The sequence below is a fragment of the Pseudomonas sp. genome (genome assembly GCF_037994325.1).
Taxonomy (GTDB): domain Bacteria; phylum Pseudomonadota; class Gammaproteobacteria; order Pseudomonadales; family Pseudomonadaceae; genus Aquipseudomonas.
The window spans coordinates 1-23,485 of the sequence record NZ_JBBNAH010000531.1; the positions used below are offsets into that span (position 1 = coordinate 1).

A 23,485-nucleotide genomic window follows, 5' to 3' on the forward strand; every position below is an offset into this window, starting at 1 on the left:
GTCCTGCGCGCGCGCCACGGCGACACCGAGATTTACACCGGCCGTAGCCCGATTGTTGAAGAGCCAGGCAACGTCAGCATCAACCTGCACGACAACGTCGAAACCCAGCGTGCCTTCAGCTTTGTGCTGCCGGGTGTGATCGACCCGGATATCTACGACGTATTCCTGCGTATTCCGAGTGGCGCCGCCACCCGTGAAATCAAAGTGGGTTCGCTGTCGTACACCCTGCCGCAAGGCCTGGGCATTCTGCTGCCGAACTACCCGCCGATGCAGATTGGCGCGGCGCAGGTGGTCGGGGATCGCTTGTTTGTTGGGGTGAAAGCCGGTGCGCAACCGACCTCCAGCAACCGCTTCCTGATGACCGCCGGCCTGGAAATTTACGATATCGGTTTGTGGGAACGGCCAATCCGCCTGTCGCAACTGCGCCTCACCGAACCGGTGCTTGGCCTGGAAGTGCTCGATAGCCTGGTGTACCTGGCCAACGACCGTGACGGCGTGCGGGTGGTGGACGCCAATGACCTGAGCAAACCGCTGCTGGTGTCGAGCCTGACCCTGCCTAACCACCGCGCCGTTGATGTCGCGGTAGAGCTGCAACGTGGCGCCCTGGCAGTAGCCGCGGCCAATGACTTGGGCACCGGTTATATCCGCTTCCTGCCCATTGGCCGTAACGAACTGGGCGCCCAAGCGCCGCTGCCGAGCATCGCCTTCGACGGCAGTCTGAAACCTGATTTGCTCGGCGCGCCAGTGGATGTGCAGTGGCTGAACGGCGAGCTGTATGTGCTGTTCCTGCGTGACAAGCAGCTGTACCTGGCCAGCTTTAAAGACTTTGGCGCGCAGCTGGATTACCGCGTGCAAGCCATTGAGCGCGGCACTGTGGCCGCCAGCTCGGTAGCCGAAGCGATTGGCAAACTGACCCTGCAAGTGCAGCAAGGGCTGATCAGCGTCGGCACCGGCGACAGCTACCTGTTGCTCGAAGCGGACGCTGCCGGCCAGTACCAAACCATCTACTGGCAACAGCAGAAAACCAGCGGTGAGCTGCTCAGCGTGGGCGGGCAGATCATGCAGGGCAATGGCAAGGGCGTGCAGATCAACACGTCGCCGTACCTCGCCGTCGCCTCCAGCACCCCAGGCAATGGCGCCGTGCTGGGCAGCAACGAAGGCGTGACGATTGCCTTCAATAACCTGCTCAACACCGACCCGGCGCACCTGGCCTCGGCCATTCGCGTGCTGGGCGAGGGCGGCCAGGTGCTGAGCGCCACCAACTTCGAGATGACCGGCATCAACACCCTGCGTGGCGGCCAGGTCGACCTGCGCTTTAAAGGCGATTATCAAGGCCCGCTGCGCATCGAAGTGAGCACCGCGCTCACCGATCTGGCCGGCCACGCCTTGCGCCAGGCCTTTGTCTTGCAACTGGAACGGCGCACCGGCATTCGTCCGCTGATCAGCCAAGTGCAGCGCGTGGTGGGCAACACCGCTGGTCTGCATTACTTCCATGCTGCCGGTGGCGAAACCGCCTCTATCAAAGGCAGCGGCTTTGGTGTGGCACCGGAGCAACTGGCGGTTTGGCTGGGCGAAACCCGCCTGCAAGCGCAACAGATTCAAAGCGTCAGCGATACCGAGCTGCGCGTGGATGTGCCCGACCTGCAACTGGGCGGCGTCAGCGCCAGCCTGGCGGTGAAAGTTGAGCGCATTGACCAGCGTCTGAACTACCTGCGCCAAGGCGCCATGACCGTGTTGCCGCAGATCGAAATCGACGACCTGCAACCGCAAACCGGCCCACCCCAAGGTGGCAACCTGGTGACCCTGTATGGCCGTGGTTTCAACCACTATATGCAGGTGCGTTTCGCCGGCGGCCTGGCTGGCGACCTGAAGATTCTCAGCAGTAACAAGGCCGAAGTGCGTGCCCCAGCCGGCACCTTTGGTAAAGCCCAGGTCGCGGTGACCAGCCAACTGTTCGACGGCGAGCAAAGCCTGTCGCCGGTCGACTACTTCTACACCGGCGTACCGACCGGCTCGGTCAACCTGCCAGGCGATATGGCCAGTCCGGTATCGGCGATTGCCCGCCTCGACGATGGCAGCAGCCAACTCCTGTATGCGGTAACCGGTGGCAGCTTCGATAAAGTCGACAGCCAAGGCCGTGTCGCCCGCGTGACCAGTAACGCCGCGCGCCTGCTGGTGGCCGATATCAGCGACCCGGTACACCCAGTAATCGTTAACCGCGAATTTGCCGGCGTGGCCAAGCCGTACCACTACGAAGCGCCGAGCGGCCTGGGCAGCACTGGCTTTGTCGACCTGGCGATCAACGATCATCAGCTGTTCGCTGCTGGCGGCAAGAAGCTGCTGCAATTTGACCTGACCCTGCCGGCCGAGCCGAACAAGCTCGCCGAGCTCGACCTGGCCAGCGACATCACTTCCCTGGCCAGCCGCGATGACCTGCTGTATGTCGGCAGCAAAGAAGGCGTGCGTCAGTACCGCATTACCCCAGAGCTGAAACTGCTCGACCTCGGCCTGATCAGCACCGCCCAGCTTGGCGGCGCGCCGGGTCGCCTGCGCCTGTCCGGTTCCAGCCTGTGGCTGACCTTGCCGGCCCAGCGCCAACTGCTTGAAGTGGAACTGGCCAGCGGTGAATTCCGCGTGCTGCGCCGCGTCGCCACCCGCGACCAGGCCGGCAACGCCTTTACCCCGGAAGACCTGCTGATCAGCAGCCAAGGCTTGCTGGTGTCCAGCGGTGAAAACGCCACGGTGCAATTGTTCGCGCTGAACAGCGACAGCGACGCTACGCCGGTGGCCGACCTCAAGCTCACCTACCTGATCAGCCGCGGCAGCTTGTTTGCCGGGCAGCTGCAACTGGCCGGCCAGACCCTGTATGTCGCGGGCGGGCAGGGCGATGTGCAGCTGTTTGATATTTCCTCCTGGCTCAACGGCCGCGTCACCGACACCATCGGCCTGCGCGACTATTTCAGCGTGGTCGGTAACGTCAACAGCCTGTCCCTCGGTAGCCAGGCGCTGTATGCCGGTAGCGCCTTTGTTTACCTCGATGGCCAGCCTGCAGAAAACCCACTGCCAAGCCTGGACGCCGCCACCTACCTGGGCGGTAGCCTGAACACCCTGGCCTACCAAAACCTGACCATTCTCAGCCAGGTGCCGCAGCCGTCGGGCCGCTTGCCGGCAGGCGCGGGCATTGAAGTGCAATTCAACCGCCTGCTGGATAACGCCCAGCTGCGTGACAGCGGCAGCCAACTGGTGCAGCTGTTGCTCGACGGCGCGCCCGTGGCCAGCCAGGTTGCCCAGGTGGGCGTTGGCCGTCTGGTGCTGCGCCCAGCAGCGGCGCTGCAAAATGGCAAGCAGTACCAGGTCAGCCTGAGCGGCGCACTGCGTGATCAGCAGGGCAAAACCCTGGGCGCCGACTACCGCTTTGGCTTTATCAGCGATGAACATCTACAGCCTGAGCTGGAAAGCATTTCGCCGCGTCAGGCCAGTTGGCGTGGCGGCACTGAAATCAGCCTGCGTGGCCATGACTTCGGCAGCGATGCGGTAATTGAAGTGGGTGGTCAGCGTGTGGCCGCCAGCGACGTGGTGTACCGCGACGACAGCCTGATTCGCTTCCGCCTGCCTGGCCTGTTGGCCAACCCAAGCAGCAACCGCCCAGTGGGTGTGCGCGTGCAGCAGGGCAACCTGCAGTTGTTCCGCGCTGCCGCGATTACCTATGTGGCCGACCCGCGTATCGACCAGGCCGGTATTTACGACCGCCTGAGCGGCACCCTGGCGGCGCAGAGCAAACGCCTGATCTTTAACGCCGGTGAAGTGATTGGCCTGCAAGGCCGTGGCTTCGGCGAAGCTACCGTGGTGCGGGTCAATGGCCGGCAGATTGCCGATGTGCGTCTGGAACGCGCCGACCTGCTGAGCTTTAGCGTGCCGCAAGACCACCTCGGCCCGTTGCTGGTGGAAGTCAGCAACCTGGGTTTTGTCGGCGATCTGGCCAGCGACGCCAGCCTGCGCATCGAACTGCCGGTGAAAAAGCAGCTCGACAACGTCACCTTCTACCGCCGCGCCGGCGACCTGTTGCTCACCGCCACCGGCCGTGATGTACAGCTCTCCAGCCTGCGCGATGGCAGCACCCCGCAACTGCTGGCCAAGTGGCAAGCCAGCAGCAACCTGCGAGATATCGCCCTAAGCGACAGCTATGCCGCGCTGCTTGGCGAGAACGCCCAGGTGCAGGTCTTCGACCTCAGCAACCTGTATGCGCCACAAGCGTTGCCGGTACTGACCAACACCCGTGGCATCGACTTCCAGCAAGTGCGCCTGGCCGCCGATGTGCTGCTGCTGAAAGCCGGCACCCGTGTGTTCCAGGGCCAGGTACAAGGGCCGGAACTGCGCGAACTGACTCTGGATAACCCGGCCGGTCTGGTGGATATCGCCCTGGATAGCCGTGGCGCCTACCTGCTGTTTAACGACCGTCTGGAAGTGCGCAGCGCCCGTGACGGCAGCCAGCTGTTGGGTACCCATGCCCATGGCCTGAACAGCGCCAAACGTCTGTGGCTGGATGGCAGCCGCGTGTACCTGCAAGGCAGCGACAGCCTGCAAGTGGTGCAACGCGCCGCCTTGCTGCGTGGCCGTGGCGAGCCGGTGCTGGGTGAATTTGACCTGCCAAGCCGCATCAGCCAACTGACCGCCCAAGGCGAACTGTTGGCCTGGCTGGATACCGGTCGCCTGCAAGTGTTTGACCTCGACGTGGATGCCGCGCGCCAACTCAGCGCCCGTGAAGTGGCCAGCCTGGCCGTTGGCAGCAGCGAAGTGGGCAGCCTGGCGCAGTTGGAACTGCACGGCGACCTGCTGGAATGGCGCAACGGCAGCAGCTACCTGAACGCCAGCATCCCGGTAAACAACACCTGGGCGGTGAACCCGGACACCCTGGCCGTCGCCGATGAGCCGGTGGGCCTGCGCTTTACCGGTGCCGACTACGCCTGGCGCGAAGCGCAATTGGCGGTCACTGGCCTGGCGGGCGATAACGTCGCCACCAGCAGCCAAGTGCTCGGCCGCGAACTGCGCGCCATCAGCCAGCAAGCGCAGTACCAGCCGGCCGGCCTGTATCGCCTGCACGTGAGTCAGGCACCGCTGGATTGGCTCAAAGGCGCTGAAGTGCACCTCGACCTGCCCTGGCTGGTGGATGCCGTGGACTTCTTCGGCGCCGCGCAAGTACGCCTCGACGCCCTGCTGCCAAACCGCAGCATCACCGGTGTAGCGCGTACCTATGTGCTGCGTGGCCGCCAGTTGAACCTGATTGATGAGCTGCAAATTGGCGAGCGCGTGTTGGCCCGCGACCAGTTGCAGGTCAATGCCGCTGGCGACCAACTGAGCTTTAACGTGCAGATGGACCAAGCCGGTCTGTACAGCGTCAACGTGCGCTTTGGTCAGCAACGCGCCGTGCTGCCGACCGCGTTGGCGGTGGTTGCGCCGTTGGCGATTGACGCGGTGGTGTCGGCCCATGCCCAAGGCCAGGTGGTCAGCGATGCCGGCGGCACGCCGGTCACGATCCAGGCCCAGGGTCTGTCCGAAGGCTTGAGCTTGCACTGGTTCCCGGCCGGCCAAGGCATCATTCCAAGTGCCAGCAACAAAGTGGCCTTTACCCTGGGCGACAACCAACTGTCCTTTGTTACCCCGCGCAGCCAGCCGGGTTGGCAGTACCAAGTGGCGCTGGTGCGTGAAGCCAGTAGCGAACGGGTCGACAGCGTTGCCAGCCAATGGCTGACCGCCATTGATGACACCGCGCCAAGCGTGCGTCTGATCAACGCCCTGGGCGCGTCGCAAGCGCTGGTGCTGGAAGCCGACGAGCCGCTGAGCGTGACCGGCTTTAGCGTGACCAAAGTGTTCAAGGACTACGATACCCACGCCGGGCCAAGCGAAGACATCAGCAGCCGCTTTAGCCCAGTGATCAGCCAGGGCAACCGCCTGGAACTGCGCCTGCGCGCCGATGCAGTGCTGGAAGCCAACGCGCTCTATCAAGTGAGCCTGACCGGCGTGCGCGACGCTGCCGGCAACGCCGCCCGTAACAACACCTTGATTGCCAACGGCACCTACAGCGTCACCTACCAAGCCGAAGACCGCCTGGCGCCACGGCAAGATTCGCTGCAAGTGCTGCTGCAAGGCCAGCCGCTAAATGCCGCCACACAACTGAAACTGGGCAGCCGTTATGCCCTGCAAGTCAGTGCTGTGGATAACCTGCAGGCCAGCGACAAACTGGGCTTCGCCTACCGCGTTTCCGCGGACGGCGGGCAGACCTGGAAAACCGACTGGATCACTGTGCAGAAAGGCCAGTTCAACCTTGATATCCAAGGCGAGTACCAAGGCTTTGCCTTGCTGCTGCGCGCCAGCGATGGCCGTAACACCAGCGAGCGCCGTTTTGATGCGCAAGTCAGCGCGCCTGATCTGACCCTCGGCCAGTTCAGCACCCTGCCAACGCCGGTGGAAGAGAGCACCCCAGCTGACCTGCGCTTCCAGATTGTTGGCGACCTGGAACTGGTGAAATCCACCGAAATCCGTGTGCTGGATGGCCGTTACGCCACCGCTACCTTTGACCGCGCCACTGGGCTGGCCAGCCTCAACTACCTGCACCCACGCCTGAAAGACCTGCCCGGTGCGCCTACCACGCAAGCGCCGCTCACCGCCGAACTGCGCGTGGGCTTTGGCCTGGCCGGGCAGGAAAGCTACCGCTACTTCCAAGTGGGCTACGACCTGCTGTCCGACCACACGCCGCCGCAGCTGTCGATTATTGCGCCGTTGGATGGCGAGTTTGTGCCGCGCGGTGAAGTTACCGACGTCATCCTGCGCAGCTACGACCGCTACGGCATCGACCATGTTGAGGCGTGCATCAATAGCCAAGCGGGCGACACCTTTAGCGACGCCGCCAACTGCCAACGCCTGGTCGACCCGAACCGCCTGCGTGTGCCGGTGGCCGCCGATGCGACCCAGCCGCTGCGCATTATCGCCCGCGCTATCGACCTCAATGGCCTGGCCAGCGCCCCGGCGACTGTGACCCTGCAACCGTACGACAGCCAGGCCGGCGCGCCGGAGCTGAGCTTCCTGGTGCCAGCTGATGGGCAAAACGTGCAGGCCGGTGAAACCGTGCCGGTGCGGGTGCGCTTGCGCAAACTGGAACAGGCCAACCTGTACCTGGATATCGCTGGCGATCCGCAGCACGCCGGCAACCCGGCACCGCGCAGCATTTCCCGCAGCGCCGATGGTGAAGAAGTCATCGAATTTGCCGTGACCATGCCGCCAGTGGCCGCCGATGGCGTGCTGGTGCTGCGCCTGCAAGCCACCTGGCAGGGTCAGACCCTGCGCAGCCAGCGCATCGTTAACCTGCATGCCGACACCGGCATCAGCGAAGACATTGGCCTTGATCTGCAACCGCCAACCACCTTGCTCGCCGGTTCGCAGCTGTGGCTGCAAGCGCCGCCGCCAGCCACCATGGGCGACTTCAACAGCACCTCGGCGCTTAACCTGTTCGACCCAAGCGAGGCCACTACCCCGGCGGTGCTGCTGTTCAGCGCTGCCCGTCAGGTGTGGAACAGCCGTCTGCAAGGCAACAGCCTGCGCCTGGACGCCGTGCTGCGTGACCGTTCCGGCCACGAGAAAAACGCCAGCCGCAGCCTGGAAAAACTCGCGTACCTGCAAGCCGAAACTCGTCGCGACACGATCGACACCGGCGTCCATGCCGCCTTCCTTACCGCGCTGCCTGGCCATGCCGACGGCGCCGTCTGGGCGGAAAACGCGCAGCGCGATGGCTACCGCCTTCGCACCCTCGATGGCGTGCTGGAAAGCCGCGACGGTGGCCAGGTCCGCGCGCTGACCTACACCGGCGCGTTGCTTGCCGCGCAAGTGCGCCGCGACGGTCAGGACTACCTGCGCGTTTGGCGCTGGCACAACAACGCCTGGCAGAACGGCGTAGAACAAGCCATCGCCGGCACCTTGCTGGGCGGTAGCGGTGAACTGCTGTTTGTTCGCCATGGCCAGCAACTGGGTGGTTATGCCGTCGGTACTGCCGGCTTCGCCGACCTGATCGGCGTCAGCCTTAGCGATGACATTCGTCAGTTGCAGGTCGATGGTCAGCGCTTGGTGGTGCTCACCAATAAAGGCCTGGACTGGCTGCAACTGGATGACCAACGCCTGCCGCAACTGGTGCGCAGCGGCCACGTAGAGCTGGCTGACCGTATCGGCTTTGCCCTGCAAGGCGAGCGCCTGCTGAGTTGGACCGCCACGGCGGTTAACAGCCAACAGGTCATCACCAGCGAACAAGGCCTGAGCCTCGGCGCGGCCACTGTATTGCCAGTGGGTGGCAAGGTTAGCCAAGCAGTATTCGACGGCGAGCTGAGCTGGCTGAAGGTGAGCGAAGACCTCTACGGCGACAGCTGGCAGGCCTGGCGTGGCGGCGAGCGTGTCGGTGCCCTGAGCAACGAGCGCGAGGCCATGAGCTTTGTCGCCGGCCAACTGATATCCCTGCAAGTGCGTGATGGCGCGCAACAGCTGGTGGTCGAGCCATTGGCTGTGACTGCCCCGACGCGCACCGCGCTGAGCGCACAAAGCGTACGGCTGCCATTTGGCGTGTTGGTTGGCGGTCTGCCGGCTACGGCCGAAGCCGCGCTGGGTACGGCCGATATCAGCTTTAGCGACGCACAAGGTCAGGTGCTGGCCGCGCAGCCGTACTTCTATAAAGGCGAGCTGGACAGCTACCTGGGCGCGCCATTTGCTCAAGGCCGTGCCTGGTTGGTGGCGACCCCAGCGAGCACCCTGACCCTGCACCTGAACGACCACGCCGGCAACCAACAACTGGCCATCAATGTGGCCGCCGGCAGCGTGCAAGCCGCCAGCTTGAGCCCGGACGACGGTTCGCAGATCACTGCCGGCGCGCGCCTGCCATTGGCGGCACAGTTTGCCGCTGGCAGCGACGGCAATGCCGCCACCCTTAGCGCCACAGGCGAAATTCAGCGCGCCGTGACGGGCCTGCGCCATAGCTTCCACTGGCTGAACATGCCGACCAGCGACAGCGCCAGCCTGCAATGGCAAGACGCCGCCGGCAGCCGTGCCCTGAGCCTGCTGAGCAAAGCCAACGCAGCGGGTGCCGCGCTAACCCTCAGCGGCGCCGGCAATAACCAGATTTTCGCTGAAGGCAGCGACCTTAGCCTCAGCTACCAAGTGGGCGAAGTACCGGCCTGGGTTGAGCTGCAACTGCTGACCTTTAACGGCCAGCCGCTGCAACGCCTGCTGATTGCCGGCGACAAAGGCCAATTCAGCCTGCGCCTGCCACAAGTCAGCGTGCAGGAAAGCTTCACCCTGCGTGCCCGTGCCTACTTCGCTGGCGACTTCCACTACAGCGAACAGCAACTGAACCTGCGCGTGGCGCCGGCGCAGCAACTGCCGCAACCGACCCTGACCGGCCTGCCAAGCGTGCTGTATGCCGGCAGCCAGGTTGAGCTGCGCCTCAACGGGGTGGATGCCGCGCGTTATCGCCTGAGCCTGGAAGCCCTTGATGGCGGCGACAGATTGCTCGCCAGCGGCAGCGACAGCGTGTCTCTGCGCCTGCCAGCCGGCCTGAAAGAACTGCGCGTGCGCGCCCTGATTAACGATGAACTGGGTAACCAGCAGGAACAGCGCTGGAGCGCACCGGTGGTGGATGCCTGGCACCTGCAAAGCGATAGCGTGCGTGTGCCGTTTGATGTGCTGTTGCCACAAGTGGGCGGCCAGTGGCTGGCCCGTGGTGCCGAGCTGCACGATGCCAACGGCCTGCGTCAGCGCCTGGGTGGCGATATCGCCGCGATGGATTACTTGCAGCAGTACCTGCTGCTAAGCGTCAAAGGCTTCGGCCTGACCCTGCTCGACCCCACCGACAACCTGCAAACCGCCGGCACTGTCGCCGTCGCCGCGCCGCTGCAACACCTGGCCGTGCAGGGTGAACGCATCCTCGCCGCCAGCGCCCGCGACCTGTACTGGTTCGATGCCGTCGGCAATCAACTGAAAGCCGCCAGCACGCAAACCCTCGGCGCCGAAGTGCGCGCACTGCTGGCCGACGGCGATGGCTTCCTGGCCCTGACCAGCGGGCAACTGCTGCGCCTGTCCGCCAGCGGCCAAACCCAAGCCAGCTTTACTGGCGAAGGCCTGCTTAGCGTGGTGCGTGCCGGTGACTATGTGCAGGTACTGGATAACGCCGGCCGCCTGTGGCGTCTGGATGCCAGCCTGAAAGGCACCTCCACCCAACTGGGCCTTGGCGCCAAGCGTCTGTTCGCCTTGCCAGGCCAAGTGCTGGCCGTGGCGCCGCAACGCATTCAGCTGATCGACAGTGCCACCCAACAGCGCGTTGGCAACTGGTCGCTGGTGGCTGCTGCGGTCGACGCCGCGCAGTGGGCCGGCGGCAAACTGTGGCTCGGCGGCAGCGAAGGTCAGGTCCTCAGCCCAGTGCGTGGCAGCGACGGTTACGTCAGCCTGTACGACAGCCGCACGGCCGTCACGCCAACCCGTGGCAGCGTTGAAAGCCTGGCCCTGCGTGACGGCCAACTGCTGATCGCCGCCGATAACTTCGGCGCGCAAGTGCTGCGTCAAGACGCCAGTGGCACCTGGCAGTCGAGCCTGTACCCGGAAACCGCCTTTACCAAAGCCGCGAGCAAAGTCGCCGCCGCCGGCAATACCTGGTTTGTGCTGCAAGACCAGCAACAACAAGTGCAAGCGCTAAACCGCAGCAACCTGGCCACCCGCACCGTGTTTAACGCCATCGCCGCCAGCGACCTGGCCGTGTCGTCCGACTATCTGATCGTCGCCAGCGGCGGCAGCCTGCAACTGGCCGCGCTAAGCAACCTCGACAGCAAACGCAGCCTGGTAATCACCGCCCAGGAAAACCTCCGTCAACTGTCGGCTCGTGGCCAACAAGTGGCCGTACTCAGCGAAAGCGGCCGGGTGTTCCTGGTGGACCTGCGCGGCGACGCCGAAAGCCCGTCGCGCGAACTCAGCGCCCAACTGGGCGGTGAAGTTCGCCAGCTGGCCTTAAGCGGCGACTACTTGTTCTACCTGCTCGGCGACAGCGCCTGGCGCTTCGACCTGCGCAGCGGCCAACGCAGCCAATTGCTCACCGGCGCCAGCATCAGCAACCTGTACCTGGGCGGCAACCTGCTGTGGCTGGAACAAGCGCAACCACAAGGCGTGCGCCTGGATGCCGTTGAACCTGCCACTGGCCAAGTGGTCGCCGACAGCAAACTGCTGCTGGCCCAACGCAGCACCGCCCTGGCCGTGGAAAACAATCGCCTGGCCGTCGGCCAAGGCACGGCCGGCGTACAGCTGTTCCAACTGCCATACGGCCTGGGTGCTGCCGATGCCGCCGCCCTCACACCGCTGACCGGCAGCCGCCTGACCCCAGCGCAAGTATTGCCGCTAGGCCTGAACAGCGACGCCCTGCGTGGCGCCACCATCAGCATCAACGGCCAGCCAATTGGCAACCTGAAGCAGGCGCTGAACCAAACCAGCCTGCGCCTGCCAGCCGGCTTGCCAGGCGGGCAGAACTTCGCCCTGACCCTGCGCAGCGAAGACGTGTATGGCGTAGTGCGCGAATCGGTTGCCCGCGACCTGTTCCTGATGCCGGGCGACGGCGTCGCCAACCCATTCACCGTCAGCCTCACCGCCGACGAACACTCCTGGCTGCCGCTGCCACTTACTGCCAGCGCGCAAATCGCCGGCAGCCAGCAACCGCTGGCGCAAGTCGAATTCCTGCTCTCGGCCACCAGCACCGGCCCATGGCAGCGTGTCGCCGTACGCAAAGCCGAACCGTTCCAAGCCAGCCTGGCGCTGGACACCAGCTTTACCGGCCAATACCTCAAAGCCCGCGCCGTGGACGTGTTCGGCAACAGCGCCGAGTCGGCGGCCAAACGCTTCTACCGTCACCAAGACACCAAAGCCCCGACCGTCAGCCTCAGCTACGAAGGCGCCGCCGTATTCCTCGACAGCAAAAAAGCGGTACGCGGCTACCCGTTCACCATCAAAGCGCAAATGGCCGACACCGACGGCGCCCTCGACAAAGCCACCCTGCTGCGCAACGGCCAGGTTGTTGCCGTGGCCTTTGGCAAAAACCTGCTTACCTACCAGGATGCGGCAAGCAGCCTGGGCGAGCAGGTGTACAACATTGAAGTGCGCGACCAGGCGGGCAATACCAGCAGTGCTGAGCTGCGGGTAACGGTGATTGATGATGCCTTCCCGGAAGTGACCAATCTGGTACTGCCAAGCGAGATCATCGAACGCAGCAGCTTTAACGTGCAGCTGTCGGCTAAGGATGATGTCGGCCTGAAAGCTGTGGACCTGGCATGGAACGGCTTTACCGATCACTACGATGTCAGTGGTATGGCGATCAATGGCCGCACCTTTACCGTGCAGGACAAACGCACCGAGCGCGTAGCCACCACCCTTAATGCACCGTTCAAAGTGCTGCTCACCGACAGCCGTGGTCAGGTCAGCGAATCGTCGCCGCAAACCCTGCGGGTAGTGCGTGACCAGGCGCCAAATGCGCAACTGTTGCAAGTGACCTTGCCGGCCCGTGGCGTGTATGGCGGCCTGGCGCGCCTCACCCTCGGCAACCTGAATGCCATCGACGACACCGGCGGCTTGGCCCTGCGGGTGGTGCAGCGTATTGGCGATGTGCGTCAGGAGCTGTTCAGCTGCCTACGCGGCGCCAATGACTACTTCCGTTGCGCCAATGGCGACTACTGGAACGGCTACGCCCGTGACCTGCGTATGCCGGATACCGCCTTGCCGAACGACCAGTTCCGCGTACAGGTTGAGTTGACCGACCGCATGGGCCAGCAGGTGCTGAGCCAGGACTACAGCGTGGCCCTGACCCAATCGCCAAACCTGGTGAGCTTCGTCAACCTGCAGGGCAGCGACAACCCGGCCTCAGTGTCCGTTCAAGGTCGGCCGCTGTACCGGGTGAAAGTGCAGGACGCTGCCGCGCGAGCAGTGCCAGACCAACCTGTGCAATGGCGCCTGCGTCGCCTCAGCGATGGCTATGTGGAAACCCTCGGCACCACCAGCAGTGATGCCAGCGGCTACGCCGGCTGGACCCTGGACGCCGACCGCAGCATGGGCGACTACCAACTGTGGGCCGACCTGCCGCAGTTCAGCCAGATTGCCCGCGCCGAGAAAAATTTCAGCGTGCAGGCCGGCCCAACCCGCCACCTGTTGCTTAGCTACCTGCCGCCAATGGCTGCGGGCAGCAACGCCAGCCTGAGCATCCAGGCCCAGGACTTGGTACTGAACAACATCGGCAGCGACCAAGGCACCGTGCTGCAGTTGACCCTGCCGGCCAGCGACTTCCATGTGGCACCGGGCAGCGGCATTCAGATTGGCAGCACCAGCGCCAACGGCCAGACCGTTGAGCAAGTGCGCGTCACCCTCAAAGACGGTCGCGCCGTGCTCAACCTGCAAGCCGGCCAGAGCGTTGGTCAGTTCAGCCTGCCAGTAAGCAGCAGCGGCAACAGCATTCGCTACACCTACAACGGTGCCGGCTCGATCAGCAACGGTGTCAGCGCCCTGACCCTTGATGTGCTGCCAGCCGCCGCCAGCCACCTGCGTCTGCTTAACGACCAAGGCCGCGTGCAGGCCGACGGCGACGTACTGGCCCGTGGCGTAAAACAAGACGTGCGCTTGCAAGTGATGCTGCAAGACCGCTTCGGCAACCGCATCAGCCAGCTCGATGGCCAACCGGCCAACCTCAGCGTGCAGGCCCGCGTTAGCGGCGCGGCGGCCATCAATGGCCAAGCCGGCAGCGCCACCGTGGAGCTGGTGCAGGGTCAAGCCTGGCTGGCGATCAGCGATGAAACCTTTGAAGAAGTCACCGTTAGCCTGAGCGGCCCGGTAGCCGCCTTGCCGCAGCTGAATCTGGCCAGCCAGTTCCGCATCAACTTCACCCTGCAACCGCCAGAAATCATCCACAGCGTGATTGAAGCCCGCGACGGCACGGTACTGCGCGCGTACTTCGACTACGACGAACCGGTGCGCCTGGACAGCGGCAGCGCGATCAAGCTGCTTGAAGGCACCGGCGTGCGCAACGGCACCGCGACCCTTAGCAACGACGGCCGCACCTTGAGCTTTGTCGCTCAGCCGGTGCTGCAACTGGGCCGCTGCTACAGCTTTGACACCAGCGACTCTGGCCTACGTGGCGTGGCCCGTAACGACGAGGTACGCGAGCAGGGCGGCGAGCTATGTGCACCACACGCGCTGTTCAACACCGTAGGCCCGGTAAAACTGTTGGCTGGGCAGAGCTATCAAGTGCCAATGCTGGCCGCTGATAACGTCAGCTGGTGGGCGGCGAGCAATACCCGCGCTGAACTGGGCGGTCAGAGCCAGGGCTTTAACTGGTACTACAGCCCGGTACGCACGCTGACCGTGCCGACCTTCTTTACCCAGCCAAATAACGCCATTGCTGACGGCGCGCTGCTGCCATTGACCCTGACCGGCACTATTGCGAGCACGCCGGCAAAAGCGCTGGTAATCGGCAACGCCCTGAGCATCCAGGTGTTTGACCCGCTGGCCGATTTCGACGGCGATGGCCTGCTGAACAAGCTGGAACTGGAAACCATCGGCCTCGACCCAACGCTGCGCGACACCAATGGCAATGGCATCGAAGACGGCGCCGAAGACCTCGACGGCGACGGCCTGAGCAACCTTGAAGAACAAACCGCCGGCACCAAACTGCGGGTAATCGACACCGACGGCGACGGCCTCTCCGACGGCGCCGAAGTGCGCACCCACCATACCGATCCGCTCAAGGCTGACACCGACGGTGATGGCCTGAGCGATGGTCAGGAAGTCAGCAATATCCCGGCATCTTCACCCCTGAAGAAAGACACCGATGGCGACGGCATTCCAGACAAGCTGGAACTGGATATGGGCCTTAACCCAAGCGATGCCGGCGACGGTGCCAGTGACAAAGACAACGACGGCCTGAGCAACGCCCGCGAAGTGCTGCTCGGCACCCTGATCAATAACCCGGACAGCGACGGCGACACCCTTAAAGACGGCGTTGAAGTCGACCAACTGCACACCGACCCGCTAAAAGCCGATACCGACGGCGACGGCCTGCGTGACGACGAAGACAGCCAGCCGCTGGTCAAAGACACCCAGGCACCGACCGTAACGCTGGTAAACCCGGCGCCGGGCAAACAGCTGATCAAAGGCCTCAACCTGGTGATCACCCCGAGCCTTGCCGACAACGGCCGGGTTACCAAAGTATCGGTACGCCTTAACGGTGCGCAGATCGCGCTGCTGACCAGTGCGCCATTTACCTACGCCATGGCCCTGCCGAGCGATGCCGACAGCCTGCGCCTGGAACTGATCGCCACCGACACCAACAACAACAGCGGCACCACCGGCGAGCAAACGTATGCGCTGGTTACCGACCCGCTGACCACCGTGATTGGCCGCGTGCTCGACAGCGGCAACCAACCGATTGCCAATGCACAGGTGGAAACCCTGGGCATTACCGGCGTTACCGCCGCCGACGGCAGCTTTGTCCTGACCGGCGTGCCGGTTGCACCGGGCCATGTGCAGGTGATCGCCAACGGTATTCTCGGCAGCCAGGGCGTGACCGCGACCTCCGCCGATGTCGAGCCGGTGTGGGGCGGTACTACGGACGTAGGCACCATCACCTTGGTTTCGCCGAAGGTGCGGGTGGGGTATTTCAACGCCAGCACGGCTACCGGCTCGAACTCGCAGCGGCAGATCATCGAGCGTGCCGGCTACGAGCCGGTACTGGTCACCAGCATGGCCGATCTGGATATGACCTCCATCGATATGCTGATTATCGACAGCTCGCGCCAGAACTATGGCAATACCAGCTATTCCAACTACCGCAGCAAGGTTTTCGCGTTTGTTGAGCGCGGCGGCGTGTTGATTTTCAACGAGGAATACAACCCAAGCGGTGAGATGGTCGATGTGCCGGGGCAGCCTGCTATTGAGTCGGTATGGACCGGTAGCTATCAAAAACAGGTGCCGGAATATCGTTGGTCTGAGCTCAGCGAAGGCAAGGCCGGCTCTTGGTGGCCCTACCGGAATAATACTTACGGCGGCCTTTCTTATATGCGCCGGGAGACCTTAGGGCAGAACCTTGTACCGCTGACCTACGCCGGTGTACGTGCAGATAATCGTGTGACCGCTGTGCGTTATGCCTTTGGCCAAGGCCAGGTGTACTTCGGTTATCAACCGACCTACGGCTGGCGCCCGGGCGAAACTGATCCGCTGTTCACCATTCAGCAGCCCAACATTCTGGTGTTGATGCACGAGCTGACCTTGAAGGACAGCGACAACGACGGCCTTAAAGACGTCTACGAATATTCCAATGGCACCAGCGCCTTTGTCGCCGACCGCGACGGCGATGGCCTGCTCGACGGTTTTGAAGTGAAGTACGGCTTCAACCCGCTGGTGGCTGGCGAGCAAAGCCTGGACAGCGACGGCGATGGCCTGAGCAACCTGCGCGAACAAGAACTGGGTACCCACCCACGTCAGGCCGACAGCGATGCCGACGGCCTGAACGATGGCGCTGAAGTCGACCAATACAACAGCGACCCGTTGAGCGAAGACACCGATCTGGACCGCGTGCTGGACGCTGACGAAGTTAATCGCGGCGCCAACCCACGCAAAGCTGACAGCGACGACGATGGCATCAGCGATTACGAAGAGATCTACACCTACGGCACCTTGCCGAACAACGCCGACACCGATAATGACGGGCTCTCCGACTTTATCGAAACCAAAGGCCCGTACGAGGACATCCTCGATCCGCGCAATGCTGCCGACGCCAACCAGGACTACGACCAGGACGGCCTGACGAACAAGCAGGAAATCCTCGACACCCTGACCAATCCAAAGGTCAAGGACACCGACAACGACGGCCTGAGCGACGGCGCCGAAGTGCAAGCTGGCCTTAACCCGCTAGACGCCGATATGGACAAAGACGGCCTGCTCGACGGCGAAGACGCCGAGCCGCAAGCCAAAGACCTGCTGCCACCACAAGTCGCCCTGACCGCGCCAGCCGCTGGCAGCAGCCTGGTGCATGGCCAGCAACTGCGCCTGATCGCCAGCGCCACCGATAACGGCCGCGTGACCGACGTGACCTTCTACGTCAATGGCGCGGCGAGCGGCAGCTTTGCCCGTGGCCCGTATGAGTACGTGATTGTGGTGCCGGAGCAGGGCAGCGAACTGACCGTGGAAGTCAGCGCCCGCGACACCAACGGCAACGAAAGCCGCACCAGCGTGCAGCGCTTTAGCATCAGCGCTGATGCCGGCACCCAGGTGACTGGGCGCGTGGTCGATGGCAATGGCACGCCAGTGGCTGGGGCCAAGGTGGTGTTGGTTAATGAATACGCCCGTGGGCCGGTGGTGCCGGTCAGCTACAGCCTCGACCAGACGCCGCACTCTTCTTACGCCGATAACACCGGTAAACAGCTGATCGACGACCAGATCGGCGTGGCCGGTTACAACGTCAACCTTGGCCAAGGCACCGCTTATGAGTGGCTGGGTTGGAACACCCGTCTGGTCAATGTCGACTTCGACTTCGGCCGTACCGCGCTGATCGACACGCTTAAAGTCGGTGCCACACAAGAGTCCTCCAGCAACGTCACCTTGCCGTCGTTGGAAGTATTCCAGCGCGTGGGCGAAAACTGGGTCAGCGTCGGCAGCCTGCTGGTGCCGCCAAGCTCGGCCAACGATTTCCCCAACAACTCGATGAGCGCCCATCGTTGGCTGGAAATGGCCGGTCTGAATATCCAGAGCCGTTATGTGCGGGTGACCCTCAAGGGCAATGGCAACTGGATCTTTGTCGACGAAATCGATTTCGCCAACGGCACTGGCAGCACATCGTCGCCGGATAATGCGGTAACCACCGATAGCCAAGGCCGTTACAGCTTAAATGCCGCCACTACGCTGCTGGATCCGCAGGTCAAGGCCACTGCGCTGTTTGGTAAGCAAGCAGTCAGCGCTATCAGTCCGGTATTCACGCCGGTGCGTGGTGGCAGCACCAGCATTGCCGACTTGGTACTCAGCGCCGAGGGCCGTCGTGCCGTCGATCCGATTGAGGGTCGTCATCTGGCCTATGACAGCCGTGAGCAGAACGCCTACAAAACGCTGTACAACCAGTACACCTGGGATTTCTACACCTACTACGGCATCGTTCAGGCCGGGTCGAACTACGCCTTCAGTAGCGCTCAATACCTGCTGGTCAACGAAAACTACTACAGCAACGAATCGCCGCACCCGTTCCAACTGCGGCAGAACGGCCGTGAGTTGACCTTGCCAGCCAAAGCCATGAGTTCGCTGCAGGTCAGCCGTAAGCTGTATGTGCCGCAGAATCAGGCCTATGCCCGTTATCTGGACTTGTTCGAGAACACCACGGACAGCGCCATCACCGTGCCGGTGCGCATCTATGGCAACTTCTACAACGATACCCGGCGCATCACCGCTACCTCTTCGGGTGACCTGGATGTCAACGGCCTGGACCGCTACCTGGTGTCCGACGATGCCACCGATAACGGCGGCCGCCCGGCCTCGGGCGTGCTGTTCGGCGGCCAAGTGGCACCGGTGCAACCAACCGCGGTGAGCGGCAACGCCAACAGCTATTCGATCAGCTATGTGCTGACCGTACCGGCCCATAGCCGCAAAGCCATCCTGCATTACGCGGTGCAAAACAACAGCCGTGCCGAGGCTAAACGCATTCTTGAAGCGCTCTCGGCCGAGGGTTACCAAGAGTCCAACCTGACGGTTGAAGAACAGCGTGATATCGCTAACTGGACCACCCTGGTCGACACCGATCTGGACGGCATCGCCGACCTTGACGAAGTGCTGCTGGGCCTCGACCCGCTTAAGGCGGATAGCGACAACGACGGCCTCAATGACGGTTTCGAACAGCGCTACGGCTTCGATCCTAAGGCCAACGACGGCCAGGCGCAGATCGACACCGACGGCGACGGCCTGACTAACCTGCAAGAGCAGGAAGCGGGCAGCAACCCACGCGTGGCCGATACCGATGGCGACGGCTTAAGCGATGGCGCGGAGGTGTTGACCCACCACACCAATCCGCTGACGCGTGACACTGATTTGGATGGCCTGTTTGATGCCGACGAAATAGATCGTGGCACTAACCCGAGCCTGGTCGATAGCGATGGCGATGGCCTCAGCGATTACGCTGAGATCAACAACCATGGCACTGACCCGTTGAAGGTCGATAGCGACGACGACGGCATGTCCGACAAGTTCGAGATCGACAACAACCTGTTGAACGTCTCGGCTACTGCCGACACCGACAACGATGGCCTGAACAACCTGGGCGAGTTCCTGGCTGGCACCAACCCGCGCAATAACGACACCGACGGCGACGAACTGCTTGATGGTTGGGAAGTGCTCGGTACACCAGTGAGTAATCCGCTGGTAGTGGATACCGATGCCGGCGGCCGTCAGGACATCAACGAGCGCTTTGTTGATAACACCAACCCGAAACTGGCCGGTGATGATCGCCCGACCGTTTACCCTGCCCGTTGGGCAACCGATGAAAACAACCGCCAAATCTATTTCGCGGAAAACGGCGATGGCTATTCCAGCACCGGCGATGCAATCAACAGCAACCGCGCGTTCCAGCTGTATATCGACGGTGGCCGTTATAACTACCGCTACCTGCAAGCCAGCAGCTCGGCCAACGGCCGCGAGTACCACTACGAAGCACGCCGCATCAATAACCTGGTGGTTAGCCGTCGAGTGCTGGTGCCAAGTGCTGGCGGCGCTTATGCCCGTTACCTGGAAATTATCGACAACCCGACAGGCCAAGAGCAGGTCACCACGGTACGTCTGCAGTCTTACTATGGCGCTAATGCCGACAGCCAGGTCGCCATCGCCACCAGCAGCGGCGACGCACAGTTGACCACTGGCGACGACTTCCTGGCCCTGCGCGACACCGCCACACCAACGCGCCCAGTGCTTCTGCACGTACTGGCGGGCAACGGCAACCGGCGTCAGGGCACCAGCTACGTCAGCCAGACCGGTCGCCTATGGCAAGCCGATTACCAACTGCGTATTCCGGCGGGCGAGCGCCGCGTGATCATGCACTTCGCCACCCTGGAAGGTTCCACCGACGCGGCCTTGGACACCGCCGCCAAGCTGCGCAGCCTCAAAGGTTTGGGTCTGGATAACCTCGACGCCACCGTGGCCGGCAAAGTGGTGAACTTCTTTGCCTTCTACGACAGAGACGAAGACGGTCTGAGCGACGCCGATGAAATCCGCCTGGGCACTGACATTGACAACCCGGACAGCGACAGCGACGGCATTCCAGACGGCCAGGACAGCGAGCCGCTGGTCGCCGATGCCACCGCGCCAAATGTCAGCTTCGAACAGTTGCCGGTCGTGCGCCGTTACGCCGGCGAGCCGCTGGACGTCACTGCGCTGGTCAACGACAACGGTATCGTCACCAAGGTCGAACTGTTGCAAGACGGCGAGCTGCGCGAAACCCGTACCCAAGGTGGTCGTCAGACCTTCACGGTATTGCTGCCGAACAGCGCGAGCACGCTGCTGCAAGTGCGCGCCACCGACAGCCATAACAACGTGCGCACCGTCGACCTGACTGTGGACGTCAACGTGGTACCGGAGCTGACCTTTAGTGGTCAGGTACTGAACAAACTTGGCGGGCCGGTGGCCGGCGCCACCGTGCAGGTGAAAACCCAGCAGACCACCACCGACGCCAACGGCCGTTACAGCCTGGTGGTATTGAGCAAAGACACCCGCATCGGTGTGAGCGCCTCCGCCGTGTTCGGCGCCCAGCGCATGATCGCCAGCGCCCAAGTGGATATTCCGGCTGACAGCGAACAGGTCAATGTTCCGGCGCTGGTGCTGGATGCTGAAGGCCGCCGTGCGCTGGATATGATTCCGGATAGCCAATTGAGCTATGACGGTGAAACGACCCTCAGTTATGTGCTGTATGGCAATAACTACTGGTGGGATGTAACCGGTACCGGCAGCATCGGTGACGGCACCTCCGACGCCTATGACGGCGGTCAGAACCTGACCGTGAATGGTCAAGGTATGCCGGGTGCGTCCCGCGGCAAGCTGCGCCTGGGCAACCGTGAGGTGACCTTGCCGGTGCAAACCGTGAATGGCGGTCTGCGCGTAACCCGTAAGGTCTATATCCCGGCCGATAAGAACTATGCACGCTTCCTCGAGCTGATCGAGAACCCGACGGATGCGGTCATGACCGTGCCGGTCAGCATCAGCGGCAACCTGGGGTCTGACGGAAATACGCAATTGGTCAATACCTCGTCCGGCGACAAGGTGTTTGATACCAATGACTACTACCTGCTCACCGACGACGGCGACAATGGTGGCGACCCGGCCATGGGCCACCTGTTCGGTGACGCCGGCTCCACCACCAAACCGGTGTCGGTATCGCTAAGTGGCGACAACTACGCCATGAACTACAGCCTGATCCTACAGCCCCGCAGCCGTCAGGTGCTGATGCACTACGCCGTGCAGAACTACAGCCGTGCTGAAACCCAGCGCATCCTCACCGAGCTGAGTTCGGCCAGCTTTGAAGAGGTCGGCCTGACCGTTGAAGAGCATGCGCAGTTGGTCAACTGGCAAAGCCTGGTGGACAGCGACAACGACGGTATGCCGGACGCTGAAGAAATTCCGCTGGGCCTGGATCCGAACAATGGCGACTGGGATAACGACGGTATTCCGGATGGTCAGGATGATGAGCCGAAAGTGGCGGATGTTACTGCGCCGGTCGCGACCTTCGGTACCCTGGATGGACCGTTCTATGCCGGTGATTCCCTGAACGTCAGCGTTCAGGTTCGGGATAACGGCTTGGTTAAAGCGGTAGAGTTCTGGCAGGACGGCGTATTGCGTGAGCAAGGCAGCGTTGGCGGTGATTTGTCTTACACCATTCAACTGCCGGAAGGTGCCGACAGCACCCATCTGGAAATCCGTGCCACCGACAGCGCCGGCAACCGCACCAGCAACACGCTGGATGTGGCCGTCGCGCCGCGGCCGCTCTCAACGTTCACCTTGCGTGCGGTCAACCAGCTCGGCGGGCCGATCACTGGCGCCAGCGTTGAGCTGCGCCAAGACCAAGGCGAAATGACCATCAGCGGTGAAACGGATGCGCAGGGCCGCTTCACCACGCAGGAGTTCGATCCACGTCAGACCGAAACCTGGACATTGCGCCTGAGCAAAGAAGTGCTCGGTGAAACTGTTGAATTGACGCAGACGATTAGCACACCTGAGCGGGGTGCGAGTGATCTCGGTGACGTGGTCTTGGCCGTTGACGAAAGCTACGTGCTACCGATGGGCGAACAAGGCAATGCGATCTCCAGCGGCAACTATTACGACTCGCTGCCAGAAGACTTCAGCCGCCCGTATGCGCAGGTGTATGCGTCTGCCTATGACCATCGGGTGACCGTCGGCGATGTGGAAATCGTGCCGTTGCACGGTAACTTCAGCGTGTACGACAGCGCCCATAGCTTCTATATCGACAAGCAGCCTGACCGCTGGGTGATCTCGTGGGTCGGCTGGGTGCCGGCTGCGATTGATGACTGGTATGCCGCGCCGCGCATCGATATGCAGGTCATTCTGCATCGCGATGGGCGCATCGAAATGCGTTACTACGCGCTGTCCAATAAAGCTTGGGAAGGTGCCGAAACCCGTTTCCGCTTCGGCAGCAGCAACTCGGAAGGCCAGAGCGTAGACTTCAGCGCCAGCCAGAACCGCCATGTATTCATCGGCCAAGATCTGACGGAGTGGTTCAGCGGGCGCCCTGATTTGGCCGGCACCACCATTACGTATACGCCGACCGCGTTTGGCACCTACCAGATGCAGCTAGGCCGCCTACCAGGCCGCACCGACACTGACGGCGACGGACTGTCGGATGTAAACGAAACCTTGCTGGGTACCGCGTTGGATAACGCCGACACCGATGGTGATCAGCTCCTCGATGGCTTCGAGTTCTACAGCGGCTTCGATCCATTGGTCGCTGAGGAAGGTATTGCCCAGGACGATCCGGATGGCGATGGCCTGAGCAATCTGCAAGAGCAGGAGCACGGCACCGATCCGCATGGCGCCGATACCGACGGCGATGGTCTGTCGGACGGGGAGGAGGTCAACGAGCACCATACAGACCCAACCCTGGCCGACACCGATGGTGATGGTCTGTCCGATCGCGTTGAACTGCAGTCGGAGACGCCTAGCGACCCGCTTAAGCTCGACACGGATGGCGACGGCCTGTTCGACGCTGATGAGGTGAATCGTTACTACACCGACCCGCGCAAAGTGGACAGTGACGATGACGGCATGTCCGACAAGTTCGAGGTCGACTATGACGTGAGTAATCCGAATGCGGACGAAGATGGCGATGGCGTCAGCAACCTCGACGAATTCCGTGCAGGTACTCATCCGCGGCAGATAGACAGTGATGGTGATGGTC

At 62.7% G+C, this 23,485-nt stretch carries 1 protein-coding gene; it reads left to right on the top strand.

The features are described 5' to 3' along the window. Positions 1-23,485 (top strand): Ig-like domain-containing protein (locus AAAB16_RS17775; RefSeq protein WP_340664517.1); only part of this gene is annotated, 23,485 nt, incomplete at both ends.